Annotated in this window: 12 protein-coding genes; 3 read left to right on the forward strand and 9 right to left on the reverse strand. The window is 59.2% G+C overall.

Annotated elements, in window-relative coordinates; translation table 11 throughout:
• Nucleotides 1-107: 107 nt before the first annotated feature.
• On the reverse strand, nt 108-1139 hold the full coding sequence (locus AB5758_RS01490; protein ID WP_346965172.1) for a glycosyltransferase family 2 protein: 1032 nt from the start codon (nt 1137-1139) through the stop codon (nt 108-110).
• Entirely contained in the window at nt 1132-2334 is a 1203-nt protein-coding gene (gene glf / locus AB5758_RS01495; protein WP_022094097.1) for a UDP-galactopyranose mutase, read from the reverse strand. The genes AB5758_RS01490 and glf overlap by 8 nt, the downstream gene beginning before the upstream one ends.
• A gap of 231 nt (nt 2335-2565) precedes the next feature.
• On the opposite strand from glf, the gene pta reads away from it, so the two are divergent.
• Nucleotides 2566-3546, forward strand: coding sequence for a phosphate acetyltransferase (gene pta, locus AB5758_RS01500; protein WP_117655322.1), 981 nt, complete (start codon nt 2566-2568; stop codon nt 3544-3546).
• A gap of 553 nt (nt 3547-4099) precedes the next feature.
• Here the strand turns inward: pta and AB5758_RS01505 are convergent.
• From AB5758_RS01505 to rnd, 7 genes are all read right to left on the reverse strand, one after another.
• Nucleotides 4100-5278: an acetate/propionate family kinase gene (locus tag AB5758_RS01505; protein ID WP_117745913.1), complete on the reverse strand. Its 1179-nt coding sequence runs from the start codon at nt 5276-5278 to the stop codon at nt 4100-4102.
• A gap of 164 nt (nt 5279-5442) precedes the next feature.
• Nucleotides 5443-6621 carry an acetate/propionate family kinase gene (locus AB5758_RS01510; protein WP_006234305.1) on the reverse strand — a complete coding sequence of 393 codons (1179 nt, stop codon included), beginning with the start codon at nt 6619-6621 and terminating at the stop codon, nt 5443-5445.
• Nucleotides 6622-6768: 147 nt separating this feature from the next.
• On the reverse strand, nt 6769-7104 hold the full coding sequence (locus AB5758_RS01515; RefSeq protein ID WP_195363649.1) for a histidine triad nucleotide-binding protein: 336 nt from the start codon (nt 7102-7104) through the stop codon (nt 6769-6771).
• A gap of 49 nt (nt 7105-7153) precedes the next feature.
• A complete protein-coding gene (gene xseB / locus AB5758_RS01520) occupies nt 7154-7420 on the reverse strand; it encodes an exodeoxyribonuclease VII small subunit (protein WP_006234311.1) in 267 nt (88 codons plus the stop codon).
• Between the two features lie 42 nt (nt 7421-7462).
• The gene (gene xseA / locus AB5758_RS01525) at nt 7463-8914 is read right to left on the reverse strand and encodes an exodeoxyribonuclease VII large subunit (protein WP_368141644.1); all 1452 of its coding nucleotides are present in this window, start codon (nt 8912-8914) and stop codon (nt 7463-7465) included.
• 115 nt (nt 8915-9029) lie between these two features.
• Complete coding sequence (locus AB5758_RS01530; protein ID WP_006234314.1) at nt 9030-9734, reverse strand: zinc metallopeptidase; 705 nt, start codon at nt 9732-9734, stop codon at nt 9030-9032.
• 64 nt (nt 9735-9798) lie between these two features.
• Complete coding sequence (gene rnd, locus AB5758_RS01535; protein ID WP_148345575.1) at nt 9799-10932, reverse strand: ribonuclease D; 1134 nt, start codon at nt 10930-10932, stop codon at nt 9799-9801.
• Between the two features lie 98 nt (nt 10933-11030).
• On the opposite strand from rnd, the gene AB5758_RS01540 reads away from it, so the two are divergent.
• Nucleotides 11031-11948, forward strand: a complete 918-nt coding sequence (locus AB5758_RS01540; RefSeq protein ID WP_055309791.1) for a diacylglycerol/lipid kinase family protein — start codon at nt 11031-11033, stop codon at nt 11946-11948.
• Nucleotides 11949-12356: 408 nt separating this feature from the next.
• Nucleotides 12357-14288, forward strand: a complete 1932-nt coding sequence (locus AB5758_RS01545; RefSeq protein WP_368141642.1) for a C69 family dipeptidase — start codon at nt 12357-12359, stop codon at nt 14286-14288.
• The last annotated feature ends 88 nt before the right edge of the window (nt 14289-14376 follow it).

Genomic DNA, 14376 nt, shown 5'->3' on the forward strand with positions numbered 1-14376 from the left:
CGAGCCGGAAAGCACTTAATGTGCTTTCCGTGCGAGCAGGACTGTTCGCAGTAGCAAACTAAAGGCCAAGGGGCCCAGTCAACCTATCAGCAGCGATTACTCAGCAGCTAGTTGAATTTGAAGATCTTTGAGGCAAGACGGTATAGGCCGAGTGTGGTTTTGTCACCGGCACGACCGCGCAGATTGGTGAAGAACCCGACCACGCCGTAGCGGGCACGACGATACATGCGCTCGTCATAGGCCTTCAAATCATTCCACAGCGTCTTTAGGCGCTCGTCGGCGCAATCTTCCTCGGAAAGCTTGGTGAGCACCGAGCAAATCGCCATCATCATGGTGAAGTACCCCATCATGTACGAACGCAAGCGCGACGACTCAACATCGCTGTACAGATGGTACGACTCCATCATGATACGTGTAACACGGAACTGCTGGTCCAGACGCTTGACCATCGTTGCCTCGTTGACGCTCTGGCCTTCGCGACCGATAAAGTAGCGGTAGAGGTCGATGTCGGCGTAGTACATGGTCTTGCAACGCGGTAGCGGCACGTAGGCGTAGATGTTGTCCACATAGAACGTGTGCGGCGGCATGGGAAGGTTGGACTCGCGCAGCACATCCGTGCGATAGCACAGGCTGTGCATGAGTAGGTTCTGGTCCAGGCGGAAATGACCGATCTGATCCCAGGAAAAGATCTTTTTGCGCGGCAGGGCAAATTTGTAGCCAATAGCGGTATGCGTGCCCTCGTAAACCTTCTCGTACACGTAGTTCGAGATAAACAGGTCAACGCGCTGGTCACGCTCTTCAAAGCCACGCAGAATCGACAGTATAGTCGAAAGAGCCGCAGCATCGAGCCAGTCATCCGAGTCGACGACCTTGTAGTAGGTGCCCTGTGCCTCGCGCAGACCCGAAAGGACGGCAATACCGTGGCCGCCGTTCTCCTGGTGCACCGCGCGAATGATACCGGGATAACGTGCCTCCCACTCGTCGGCCTTATCGGCCGTCTCGTCCTTGGAGCCGTCGTCCACTACGATAATCTCGATATCGGTGGCGTAATTGCTCCCCTCCAAGATAGAGGTGATGCAATGGTCCATGTCCTTGGCGGCGTTATACGAGGGAATACCGAATGTTATGACTTTATGCATGGCAGGCGATAATCTCATCCGAAAGATCGAGGGCGGAATTGGTCACAGCGTCCATATCGTAGTAACGATACTCGGCCAGACGACCCACCGGGTGGAAGTTCGTCAGGTTCTGGACGCGCTCAAGATAGCGCTCATAGAGCTCACGGTTCTCGGGCTCAAGAATGGCGTAGTACGGCGTCTCACCCGAGCCGGGCGTATAGGCCTTGGAGTATTCCTTCATGATGGTGGTCTTGCCGGGCAGGACCTGGCCAGTCATATTCTTGAACTCAGTGATGCGCGTGTAATCCTCGCTCGTGGTGTAGTTGACGGTGCCCACGGGCTGGAACTGATCCATATCGAGCGTCTCGAACTTCATGTCGAGCGTACGGTACGGCAGGGCGCCCAGGTCGAGATTGAACAGCTCGTCGAGCGGACCGGTGTAGACGATCTCGCCGCCATAGACCTTACCGTCGATCTTGACGGTGGTCTCGTCGATCTCGAAGAGGTCGCGGGCGTCCACGTCGCAGAACACATCAATCAGATCGTGGTCGAGCATATGCTCAAACAGCGCGGTATAGCCGTCCTGCGGCATGCCCTGGAAGGGAGCCTGCGGGAAGTAGCGGTCATCATCGCCCACAAAGACGGGAACACGGCCGGTGATCGAGGGATCAATCTGGTCGGGCGTCTGGCCCCACTGCTTCATGGTGTAATGCAAAAAGACGTTCTCGTAGACGTAATCAGCGACCTCGGCCAAGTCGGGGTCGTTCTTCTTACGCAGCTCCATAATGGGCACCTTGACATCCTTGCCAAAGGTCTCCACGAGCTTCTGATACAGCTCCTCGCCGCGCTCGTCACCAAAGGCGAGCTTGAGACTCGCGTGGTTGAAGGGCACGGGCATAAGGGTGCCGTTGATGTTGGCGAGCACCTTGTGCTGATAATCCGTCCACTTGGTAAAGCGCGACAGGAAATTGTGCACGCGCTCGTTAAAGGTGTGATAGATATGCGGACCGTACTCGTGGATCAGGATTCCGGCCTCGTCAGTGCAGTCATAGGCATTGCCCGCAATGTGGCTACGGCGCTCCAAAACGGCAACACGATAGCCGATGGTCTCGGCAAGACGGCGGGCGCAAACGGCACCGGCATATCCAGCACCGACGACAATCATGTCGTACGCGCCGGCGTTAAAGCCTTCAGGCAGGCCTGAGGTAATCTGCATCGATACTCCTTGTCAAAAGCCACGGGCTCGTTAGCTGGGCTTTTCTCGAACATTCTTCGAGACATATTTATCAGAGCGATTATAGCGCTAATGCGTCCTATAATGAGCTTGCCACACAAGGAAAGCTCAAGCACCGCGGCGTACATAATTGAAAGGTAAACCCGCTAGCAGCGGGTTTATTCGTGAACAGCCGGGCGCCTGGAGCTTAGTGAAACGCTTGTAAGGAGTAACATGAGCGATTTCCTTAACCGTATGAAGTCTGCCGCCAAGGCCGACCTTAAGACGATCGTCCTGCCCGAGGGCGAGGATCCGCGCACCATCGTCGCGGCCACCAAGATCATCGAGGAGGGCCTGGCAAAGATCGTCATCCTGGGCAACCCCGACGAGATCAACGTTCCCGGCGCCACCGTCATCGATCCGCGCAATGCCGAGAAGCACGAGGAGTACGCGCAGAAGTTTGCCGAGCTCCGCGCCAAGAAGGGCGTCACCATCGAGCAGGCTCGCGCCCAGGTGATGGACGCCACCTACTTTGGCACCATGATGGTCAAGATGGGTGACGCCGACGGCCTGGTCTCCGGCGCCTGCCACTCCACCGCCGACACCCTGCGCCCCGCGCTGCAGATCCTTAAGACCGCCCCGGGTACCAAGCTGGTCTCGGCCTTCTTCGTGATGTGCACCGACACCCCGCAGTTCGGCACCGACGGTACGCTGATCTTCGCCGACTGCGGCCTCAACATCAACCCGTCCTCCGACGAGCTCTCCGAGATCGCCATCGCCTCCGCTCACTCCTGGTCCACCTTTATGGGCAGCGTCGAGCCGCACGTGGCCATGCTCTCCTACTCCACCATGGGCTCCGCCGGCGGCGAGGTCGCCAAGAAGGTCCAGGAGGCCGTTAAGTTCTGCAAGGAGAAGGCTCCCGAGCTCGCCATCGATGGCGACCTGCAGCTCGACGCCGCCATCGTTCCCACCGTCGCCCAGCTCAAGGCCCCCGGCTCCTCCGTTGCCGGCAAGGCCAACGTGCTTGTGTTCCCCGATCTCGAGGCCGGCAACATCGGCTACAAGCTGGTCCAGCGCTTCGCCGGCGCCGACGCTTACGGCCCCATCCTGCAGGGCATCGCCAAGCCGGTCAACGACCTTTCGCGCGGCTGCTCTGCCGACGACATCGTGGGTGTCGTAGCCATCACCGCCGTCCAGGCTCAGATGGCTGAGTAGCGTACGCATCGCCCGAAGGCCGTACGGGCTAACCCCTGAAAACGTCCTCGACCAATGAAACGCCCCCGTTCTGCTCCTTCGGAGCTACGAACGGGGGCGTTTCTGGTCTGCGGAGTGTTTTCAGGGGTTAGCCCGTACGGCCTTCTACCGCCACGTAGCAATCAGGGTATCTGGGGTGGACGGCGGCTTGGCTACGAGCTGGCGCTGAAAAACTGAATGGATGAGTGCCGTTGCTGGAGGGTCAAACGATGCAGATATGGTCACTTTGGGACCGAAATGTTGGCTGCGGTCTGATGTCTGGCCCACCGGAAAGTGTGTCCCGGTTTGAAGGCGGATTGTGGGATGCAGCTTCCGCTTGGGGCCTGTTTGGGAAACCGTGGGACGGAATTATGCTTTATTGTGGGTCGCACTTTCCGCAACGTGCCTCAACCGGAAAGCGTGTCCCAGTATTTGCGCTCGAAATGGGATGGGGTTTCCGCCGTCCGCCTGCTAGTAAAAAAGGCCTCCGGAGCTGTTGCTCTGGAGGCCTTTCGTTTACTTGCAAATGCGTGCGTTAGTTGTTCTTGGTCAGACGCTCGACGTCGTGGGCGATCATGTATTCCTCGTCGGTGGGGATGACCATGACCGTGACGGCGGAACCGGCGGCGCTGATGACCTGCGGGCCGTTGCCCACGGCCTCGCGGTTCTTGTTGTTGTCGATGCGTACGCCCAGCCACTCAAAGCAGTCGCAGAAGGCCTTGCGGATCGACCAGTCGTTCTCGCCGATGCCGGCGGTAAAGGTGATGGTGTCCACGCCCGCCATGGAAGCGATCATGGAGCCGGCCTGCTGCATGGCCTTGTAGGCGAACATATCGAAGGCGAGCAGGCAGCGCTCGTCGCCCTCGGAGGCGCGTGTACGGATGTCGCGGGCGTCGTTGGAGATGCCCGAGATGGCAAGCAGACCAGACTGCTTGTTCATCATGTCATCAACTTCCTGATAGCTGTAGCCTCCCTCGCGCTGGAGGTAGCACACGGTGGCCGGGTCAATGGAACCACAGCGAGTGCCCATCATCAGGCCGTCGAGCGGCGTGAGGCCCATCGTGGTGTCGCGGCACACGCCGTCCTCGATAGCAGCGAGCGAAGCACCGTTACCCAAATGGCACGAAAGCAGACGGTGGCAGCGCGAGCCCAGGATCTCCTTGGCCATCATCCACTCGTAACGATGACTCGTTCCGTGGGCGCCATATTTGCGCACATGATACTTGTCGCACACGTCCTTGGGCAGGGCGTAAGTGTAGGCAACCTCGGGCATGGTCATGTGGAACGAGGTGTCGAAGACCGCCACGTTGGGCAGCTCCGGATACTTCTCACGGCAATACTCAATCGCTGCGGCCTCGCCGTAGTTGTGCAGCGGAGCAAGCGGTGCCACCTCAAGAATCTTGGCCATAACCTCGTCGTCGACAACTGCGGAATCATCGAAGTGCCAGCCGCCCTGAACGATACGATGCCCAATGCCATCGATCGTAAAGTCGGTCTTCTCGAGCTCCTCGAGCACGCAAGCGATAGCAGAGCGATGATCGGGGAAGGGAACCTCCTCGGTCTGCTTGGCGCCACCGTTCTCGGAATGACCAAAGATACCCATGTCCGAGCCGATACGCTCGCAGTTGCCCTTGGCGAAAACCTCGCGGGTATCGGTATCCAGAAGCTGATATTTAAGGCTTGAGCTGCCGGCGTTGACAACAAGTACGTTCATGAGACTCCTTTGCAGTGCAATACGGTCGACGCAGACCTCTTAAGGCGACCGCATTTTAATAAGAAGTTATCACATCTTAATAAATAGCTATCAGGCATATCGCCCAACGAGCGCAAAAGAGGGGCTGAACGGCACTTGGTCGTCCAGCCCCTCCCCTCTTGCAATTACTTGCCGTTGACGATGCGCTCGACGTCGGAAGCGATCATGAACTCCTCGTCCGTGGGGATGACGAAAATCTTGACCTTGGAATCCTTGGCAGACAGGCACCAAGCGCCATCGCCACGCAGGGCGTTACGGGCATGGTCCATCTTGACGCCCATAAAGGCCAGACGGTCGGCCACGCCAGCGCGGACAGCCGGAGCGTGCTCGCCGATGCCGGCGGTGAAGACGAGCGTGTCCATACCGCACATAGAAGTAGCCATCTCGGCAGCCTTGGCGGCAATCTTGTAGACGAACATATCGAAGGCGAGCTGAGCCTCGGGGTCACCAGCAGCGGCGAGCTCCTCGACGTTACGGCAGTCGTTGGTCTTGCCGCCGGTCACGGCCAAAAGGCCGGACTTCTTGTTCATCATCTCATCGACCTCATCGAAGGTGTAGCCGCCCTCGCGCTGCAGGTAGCACACGGTAGCCGGGTCGATGGAGCCACAGCGGGTGCCCATCATGACGCCGTCGAGCGGGGTGAGACCCATGGTGGTGTCCATGCACTTGCCATCCTCGATGGCGCACAGGGAAGCGCCGGAGCCGATATGGCACACGACGACCTTGCGGGCCTCGCCGTTGGTCATCTCGGCGACCTTCTTGGAGATGTAGCGGTAGCTGGTGCCGTGGGCGCCGTACTTACGGATGTGCAGCTTGTCGCAAACATCCTTGGGAAGGGCGTAGGTCTTGGCGACCTCGGGCATGTTGAAGTGGAAAGCGGTGTCGTAGACCGTAACGTTGGGCAGATCGGGATACTGCTCCAGGCAGTACTCGATAACGTTGGCCTCGGGGTTGTTGTGCAGCGGCGCCAGCGGGGCGACCTCGCGGATCTTGGCGAGGACGTCCTCGTCGACGAGGGAGGAATCACCAAAGTACCAGCCACCCTGAACGATACGGTGACCAATGCCCTCGATCTTGACGCCGTTGGCCTCGAGGTCCTTCAGAACGACCTCGATGGCGACCTTGTGGTCGGGGAACTCGATGTTCTCGGTCACCTTCTTGGAACCGTTGGCAGCGTGGGTGAAGGTACCGCCGGTAAAGCAGACGCGCTCGCAGGAGCCCTTTGCGGACACCTTGTGGGACTTGGTATCGATGACCTGATACTTAAGGGTCGAAGATCCTGCGTTGACGACCAGAACGTTCATGTGTCTCCCTACTAACAGGCGGTGTGGCGCCGCCAGGTTACATACGCTTCAATAATAAACCCAAACGCCCTCGCGCTCGGGTTTATTGCGTTGATATATAAGTTATCGGTGCTTGAGCTCCCGTTTCATTGCAAGGAAGAAGCGCCCTCAGATGAGGTTCTCGCCCAGGTTTTTGCCGCCGAGGACGTGCATATGGAAGTGCATGACGGTCTGGCCGGCGTTGACGCCCTTGTTGGAGATGACGCGGAAACCGTCCGCCAAGCCCTTGGCCTTAGCGACCTCCTGGATGGCGTGAGCCATTGCACCCATGGTCTCGGCCGGCACGTTATCGGCGATATCGCTGTAGTGCTTTTTGGGGATCACGAGCGTATGGACCGGCGCCTGGGGATTGAGGTCGTCGAAGGCGATGACCTGGTCGTCCTCATAGACAACGGTCGAGGGGATCTCGTGGTTGGCAATTTTGCAGAAGATGCAATCGCACATGGTTGGTTCCTTTCTCACAGACCAAGGTAATTATATTTGGTCGGGATGGTTAGAACGAGAGGTTGTCGTCGGTGTTGGCGGCTTCGCCGTCGGCGAGCACGTCGTTGCCGTCGACGTCCTTAAGAAGCACCGAGACCTTCTGCTCGGCATCGGACAGGCGGGTGCGCAGGCTCTTGAGGAGCTCGACGCCGCGGGTATAGCTCTCGAGCGACTCCTCGAGCTCCATATCGCCCGACTCCAAGCTGCGGATGATGAGCTCCAACTCCTGCGAAGCCTGCTTGTACGTAAGCTGCTCGACCGGGGTTTTCTCTGCCATATCTGTTTCCTTTCCTAAAGGTTTATCGCTATGAAACGCGGCCTACTCGACCGTATCGACCGTTGCCGTCACGTTGCCGTCTGCCATGCGCACGCGGATGGCGTCACCGGCCTTAAAGGTCTTGGCGCTCGTGGCCACCCCATCATCGCTGTACGCGATGGAATAACCACGGGCAAGCACCTTGAGCGGCGACAGGGCATCTAGCGAGGCTGCCGCACGGCCCAGGTCGGACGCGGGCTTGTTGAGCATCGTGCGCCCCTGATGCTCCAGACGGGAACTCGCAAGCGCGAGCGCATGGCGCTTGCCATCGAGCCCCGAGGTGCTTGCAACCAGACGCTCGGGCAGGCGCTCAAAGTTGGAGCGGAATGTCCCGACCGAGCGTACTATGGCGCCCGACAGGCGATCGGCCGTCAGGGCAAGCTCAGACTCGCGACGCTCGACCATAAACGTTGGGTCGTTGAGGCACGGGCGGCACGCAGCCGCATCGAGCGCATCGCCCAAGCGGGCCGTATAGGTATCCCAGGCGCGGCGACCGCGCTGGTCGAGCATCTCCAGATCAACCTGATTCGACCCAATCATCGATGCCATCGCGGCACCCAGACGCTGATGGCGCGCCTCGAGCACATCGGCCAACTCCGTCATAGCCGGCGCCACCGATTCTGCCGCCGCCGTGGGCGTGGAGGCGCGGCGGTCGCTCACCATGTCGCAAATCGAGGTATCGGGCTCATGGCCAATGCCGGTCACCACGGGCACAGGACAAGCCGCCACCGCACGGGCAAGCTCCTCGTCGTTGAAGGTCATGAGGTCCTCGAAGGAGCTGCCGCCGCGCACCAGCAAGATGCAGTCGGGCGCTGGCGTGATGGCGGCGGCACGGCGCAGGCCCTCAATAAGCTCGGCCGGCGCACCCTCGCCTTGAACCTTAGCGCCCACGCAGACGAGCTCGACGAGCGGGTTGCGACGACGCAATGTGCGCTTGACGTCGTCGATTACGGCACCCGAAAGCGAGGTAACGACCGCCACGCGGGAGCAAAACACCGGGATGCGGCGCTTACGCGCTTCGTCCATCAGGCCCTCGCGGCGTAGCTTTTCGGCCAGTTGCGCCACTTGTTGACGCAGCAGACCCTCCCCCGCCAGCGAAAACGAGCGAGCGACAAAGCTCATGCGGCCCGTGGCCTTATAGAGATTGAAGCTGCCCTTAAAGCTCACCTGCATGCCGTCGCGCAGATCGAACGTGCGCTTGAGATAGGCGCCCTTCCAGATGATGCAGTCGACGGCCGCCGAGTCGTCCTTGATCTGAAAGTAGCAGTGGCCGCTTCGGGCGTTGGGACCACGAAAACCCGTGACCTCGCCCAAAACGCTCAGCTGCGGAATGGCATCGAGCGCGCCGGCGGCGATCTCCACCGCCTGGCTCACGCTGAGCTCCTTGCGCTCCTGATCGTCCGAACCGTCGAACTCGGCGGAAACGGCATTGCCGGTTAGATTCCAGCCCGCCACGCAGCCTCCTTTCGTCATCGTGCACATGGGCTCCGGCCCTGCGCAAATTCAAGTCCAACACATAGTACAGCGCCGCGGGGACACGAATCCCCGCGGCGCCTGCCTGTCCCATTTGTTATCGGTTGGAGTTTCTGTTGTAGCGAGCCATAAGATAGAGCAGCTGAATAATCGAGGTGAGCGCCGCAGCCACATAGGTAAGCGCGGCGGCCGTCAGCACCTTCTTGGCACCGTTGACCTGCTTGGAGCTCATACCCGACTGCTCAATATACGCCACGGCACGCCGGCTGGCATCAATCTCAACCGGCAGCGTAACCAGTTGGAACAGCACGCTAAACGAGAAGAAGATCAGTGCGAGGGTCGTGAGTCCCGCGATGTTCATAAACAGGCCCAAGAGTAACACGATGGTCCAGGTGTTCTGGGTAAAGTTGACGACCGGCACGAGGGCGGTACGCACCTTCATCATGGCATAGCCGCTTTGACGCTGGGCGGCATGGCCCGCCTCGTGGCAGGCGACGGCAACGCTTGCGACCGAACCGCCCGAACGGTTGGCATCCGACAGATACAGGTTGTTGTCCTGCGGGTTGTAATGGTCGGTGAGCTCGCCAGCGACACCCTTGATACCCACGGCGCTACAACCGTTGGCATCGAGCATGCGGCGAGCGACTGTGGCACCCGTATCGCCGTCCGAGCGAACCTTGGACCAGGTTTTGTACGTCGAGTTGATATAGTTCTGTGCGGCAAGGCCAAGCACCGTGCAGACAAGAACAACCAGCAGGTACAGCGGGTCGATGCCAAAGCCGTATCCATAGTAATAAGGCATGCGAATTCCTCCGAGTCGAGTTACACGTTGGAGGCATTTTACCCACTCAACCGGCTAGGCTTCCCTACAGGAGCTCGATTTTGCCGTCCTTCACCGTCAACCCCATATTGCCGGAAAGCAGATCGTCTAGGCGCGAGCCCACAAGCTCAAAGCGCCAACCTTCGCGCAGGCGGCTCTGCTCGGGATGCTCAATGTAGTCGGCCAGGTCATCGCGCGAGGCAATGACCGAGGTCGCAACGCCTGAGCGCTCGGCAACCAGGCGGATAAGCGCATACATAAGGTCAGTCACGCTCTCCAGCTCCGGCGAAATCTGACGATGTCCGCGCACCAAGAGCGGCAGGCGATCGTGCGGACAGCTCGCACCGCGCTTGATGGCCATGAGCGCACCGTCCACGTCGCGCTCCCCCAATTGATCGGTACCGCGAATGCTACGGAACTCCTCAACGCGCACGGGATTGCGCTTAACGAGCGCTAGCAGCGTGTCGTCGGACATGACCCACTTGCGCGGGATGTTACGGCGCTCGGCGCGGTCCTCGCGCCAGGCGGCGAGCTCGCGCGCGATACCCAGCTGATGACGGCTGCACGAATTGATGCGCTTGACCTTGCGGAACGCCTCGTGGCGATCGGCGCGATAGTGCGACTCGTCAGCCAGCGGGCGCAGCTCGTCGAGCACCCAGTCCACACGGCCCAGCTCGCGCAGGCGGCTCATCATCTCGGTATAGGCGACGATCAGGTACTTGACGTCATCGATCGCATACTCAATCTGCTTATCGGTCAGCGGGCGGCGCGACCAGTCGGTCAGTGACTCGGTCTTGGGCAGCGATACGCCGCAGAACGTCTGAACAAGCGCGCCATACGAAATCTGCTGGCGCTCGCCCAAAAAGGCGGCGGCGACCTGCGTATCGAAAATCGGTCGTGGCAGCACGCCCACGGTATGGAGCATGACCTCCATATCCTGCGAGCACGCGTGGAAGACCTTGGTCACGCTCTCGTCGGCCATAAGCTCGGCCAGCGGCGATAGGTCGTCGATTACCAGGGGATCGACCGCGACGCTCTCAGCAGGGGTGGCAATCTGAACCAAACATAGACGCGGATGGAACGTGCGCTCGCGCAAAAACTCGGTATCGACGGCAATCGCGTCGAACTCACGGGCGCGCTGGCAAAAGTCGAGTAGAGCCTGATGTGTGGAAATGTACATATCAACCCATCGAATAAGGTTAGGCCCGAAAAACACGGGTAGGATATCGGCATTGCCTTACAACTATACTCGGTTAGTCACAGAACGGGAACGTAAGTATGCGCTGCCTTATCATCCACAACCCGGCATCGGGCCCCAGCTCAGATGAAATCTACGCATTCACGCACGCCCTCGCGCAGGGCGGCGACGAGGTCGTGATGCGTTTTATCGGCGATGGCATGGAGCCCGAGGATGCCGTGGCAGACGTGCGCGAGTTTGACCGCGTGGTCGTTTCGGGCGGCGACGGCACCGTCTCCAACGTGCTCGACCAGATGCGCGGGTGCGGTGTCCCCACGCTCGTCTTCCCCTCCGGCACAGCCTGCCTGTTCTTCAACAACATCGGCAATGCCCCCGAGGCAGCGGCGCTCGCCAAGGCCTGCCGTGCCGGTCGCACGGTCAAAGTCGACATGGGTGAGCTCTTTTGGCTCGACGAGAACGGCAACGAGAAGCGCCACGGCTTTATCATCATCGCCGGCTCGGGCTTCGACGCCGAGATCATGATGAAGGCCGCCCCCACCAAAAACGACATCGGCGAGATCGCCTACTTCCTCTCCGCGCTCGCCACGCCCAATCCCACGGTGGCGCACTTTACGATTGAGCATGACGGCATTGTCGAGGAGCTCGACGGCATCTGCTGCATGGCCGGCAACACCTCGGTCATCCAAAACGACATCAACCTGTTCCCCGACTGCCGTATGAACGATGGCATGGTCGACATTGCGGTCATCGAACCCGTGCGCACCGTGCAGCTGCTACCTACCGTGATCACCGCCGCACTCGACCCCGCCGGCAAGGTACTCGGGCGCCCGCAGTTCAAGATCATCCAGACCAAGGAAGCCAAGATCACCTGCACCCCGTCGCTGGGCATGCAGTTCGATGGCGAGATTATCTCCAGCAATTCGGGCGTCTTTGGAGCCCGCGCGCTTCCACAATGCCTCGACCTCATCGTCGACGAATTCTCCCCGCTCGGAAAATAGGAGGACCCTATGAACGACAATCCCCTGCTCGGCTTTATCATCATCGTTTTGGCCATGCTCGTCGGCTATGCGATCAACGTGATTCACCGCCGGAAGAAGTAATTCCACATTGGTATGATATTCATCCAATTATCGTCTCCCCTGCTGTTTATGCATTTGCCAAACAGCAGGGGATTTTCATTTCAGGCATTCCCAGCTACTTTATTCGGCTACAGTAATTACAGGGCGTCTTTATTAAAGTAAAGCTACAAACTGAGTACAATTAACCGCTCGTCGCATATTTCATCACGCTTATCGAGTAAGTGTCTTTCATAGATGAATATTGTTTCCAGTTCGTTACGCTAATGGGGTGTCTTTATTGGCTGAAGCCCTCTGGCGACAGAGGGCTTTCGCACGCTGGGAGGGAAAATGAGGAAAACTCACCCCGTCAACGCGCTCAAGAAGCTAGGCATAGGCCTCGCCTTTGGAGCTGCAACCATCATGTCCATGCCGACATCTGCGCTCGCCTGCACGCAGATGTACATGGGCAAAAACTATACGGCCGACGGCAATACGTACTACGGCCGCGCCGAGGACTTTGGCAAGCGCTATCTTAAGCACTACGGCATCGAACCTGCCCGCGAACCTGGCTTTAAGTACAGCTCTATTGAATCTGCTTTTGAATACACTTCGAACAAGCCTACCTATCGTTACAGCTATGTACGCGACCACCCCTCCAACTGGATGGGTCGCACCGACGCCTATTCCGAAGCCGGAATCAACGAGAAGGGCGTCTCCTGCTCTGCCACGCTAAGCACTTCCTATAACGAGGAGGCCGATGCAGCAGACCACATCGATGAGAAAGTGGGTCTGGGCGAGTACAGTTACGGCAGCATCATCCTGGGCGAGAGCGCCACGGCCCGCGAGGGCGTCGAGCTTCTCGGCAGACTGATCGATGATCAAGGCGTCTGCACCAACGACCAGATCATCATCGCCGACAACAACGAGACCTGGCTGTTCGCCACACTTTCCGCCCATCAGTGGATCGCCATGAAGCTCGCTGACGACGTCGCGTCGCTCAACCCTAATATCGGGAGCCTCAACTACGATGTCGACCTTGATGACCCCGAGAACTGCCTACACTCCGAGGGCATCGAGTCCATGCCCGTGGAGAAGGGCTTCGCCAAATACTCCGCTGACGGCAAATTCGATGTCGCCCAAACGTATGGCGAGAGCCTCGCCGATTCCGGCGTAAACCAGTGGTCCCGCTATGTGCAAGGCCGCGATTATTTTGGTAGTCAGCTGACCGAAGGCACAGATTACGACATTATCACAGTAAAGAAGGATGGAAAACCTGACCAAAAGGGAGCCATGGTCAGCGAAATCCAGCCCCTGTTCTTCAGGCCTGGCAAGTCTGGCTGGAGCACCTTTGAGCTGATTCGTGCCTTTGGCAACCGCGGCGAGAACGTCCCTGGCCTCAACGCGAACACTGATGGTGTTTATTGCATCGGCAGCGAGCGCAACACCGAGATCAACCTCTTCCAGATTCGTCGCGGGTATGACCCCGAAGTCGCTACCATCCAGTGGGAAATGCTCTCCCGCGCCGCGTACTCCGTCGCCATCCCGTTGTACTCCGCTCTGATAACTGAGGTCAGCCCGTACTTCAGCGATCAGACCGTCTCCTTCGATCACTGCAACCAGACTGACGTCGTGTACAACGAGGAGCCCGAGAACTCAATCAACTACGTCCTCATGGACATCAGCTCGCTCTGCTTCGAGAACCCTGACACCCTTGGTGTCAGCGTCCGTGCCTACCTCGATGCGCTCCAGAACGAGCTTATCGAGCAGAACAAGGAAGTTGACGCCGCCATGCTGGCCGAGACGACCACCGAGGGCCGCACTGCCCTGGCCAACAAGGCCGGCAAGGCTGCTACCGAGAACACCTACAAGAAGTGCAAGGCACTGCTCCAGGAGATGCGCGCCTATCAGAAGGCCGAAAACTTCGACCAGCCCTTTACCCCAAGCGACCTGAACACCGAGACCAACGGCCTCAAGGTGTCCATCACCTACGCCAAGGATGCTCTTGCCACCGATCCGGTCACCCCGGATCAGCCCGGCACTCCTGAGCAGCCTGGCACTCCCGAGCAGCCCGCTAAGCCCGAGCAGCCGGCCGCCAAGCCTGAGAAGCCTGGCAAGTCCGACACCACGACCACGGTAACCACTAACAAGACGAACACCAAGGGCGGCCTGCCCACCACTGGCGATCGTTTTGATGGCCGCATGGTGGCCGCATTCGCCATCGCTGGCGTTGCCGTCATCTCCGCGGGCGGTTACTTCCTCTACCGTCGCAATAAGGAGTAACGTCTTAGCTGAGCGGGCAAGGCAGCAATGGCAGCCTCTCGCCCGCTCAGCCCACTCTTTTGACCGGCGGGAAACCCGCCTGAAATCT

It is taken from the genome of Collinsella aerofaciens, assembly GCF_040926405.1.
Classification (GTDB): Bacteria; Actinomycetota; Coriobacteriia; order Coriobacteriales; family Coriobacteriaceae; genus Collinsella.

Coding starts and splice junctions, on each gene's coding strand:
- AB5758_RS01490 (WP_346965172.1), bottom strand. CDS start 1,139: ATGCATAAAGTCATAACATTCGGTATTCCCTCGTATAACGCCGCCAAG.
- glf (WP_022094097.1), bottom strand. CDS start 2,334: ATGCAGATTACCTCAGGCCTGCCTGAAGGCTTTAACGCCGGCGCGTAC.
- pta (WP_117655322.1), top strand. CDS start 2,566: ATGAGCGATTTCCTTAACCGTATGAAGTCTGCCGCCAAGGCCGACCTT.
- AB5758_RS01505 (WP_117745913.1), bottom strand. CDS start 5,278: ATGAACGTACTTGTTGTCAACGCCGGCAGCTCAAGCCTTAAATATCAG.
- AB5758_RS01510 (WP_006234305.1), bottom strand. CDS start 6,621: ATGAACGTTCTGGTCGTCAACGCAGGATCTTCGACCCTTAAGTATCAG.
- AB5758_RS01515 (WP_195363649.1), bottom strand. CDS start 7,104: ATGTGCGATTGCATCTTCTGCAAAATTGCCAACCACGAGATCCCCTCG.
- xseB (WP_006234311.1), bottom strand. CDS start 7,420: ATGGCAGAGAAAACCCCGGTCGAGCAGCTTACGTACAAGCAGGCTTCG.
- AB5758_RS01530 (WP_006234314.1), bottom strand. CDS start 9,734: ATGCCTTATTACTATGGATACGGCTTTGGCATCGACCCGCTGTACCTG.
- rnd (WP_148345575.1), bottom strand. CDS start 10,932: ATGTACATTTCCACACATCAGGCTCTACTCGACTTTTGCCAGCGCGCC.
- AB5758_RS01540 (WP_055309791.1), top strand. CDS start 11,031: ATGCGCTGCCTTATCATCCACAACCCGGCATCGGGCCCCAGCTCAGAT.
- AB5758_RS01545 (WP_368141642.1), top strand. CDS start 12,357: ATGAGGAAAACTCACCCCGTCAACGCGCTCAAGAAGCTAGGCATAGGC.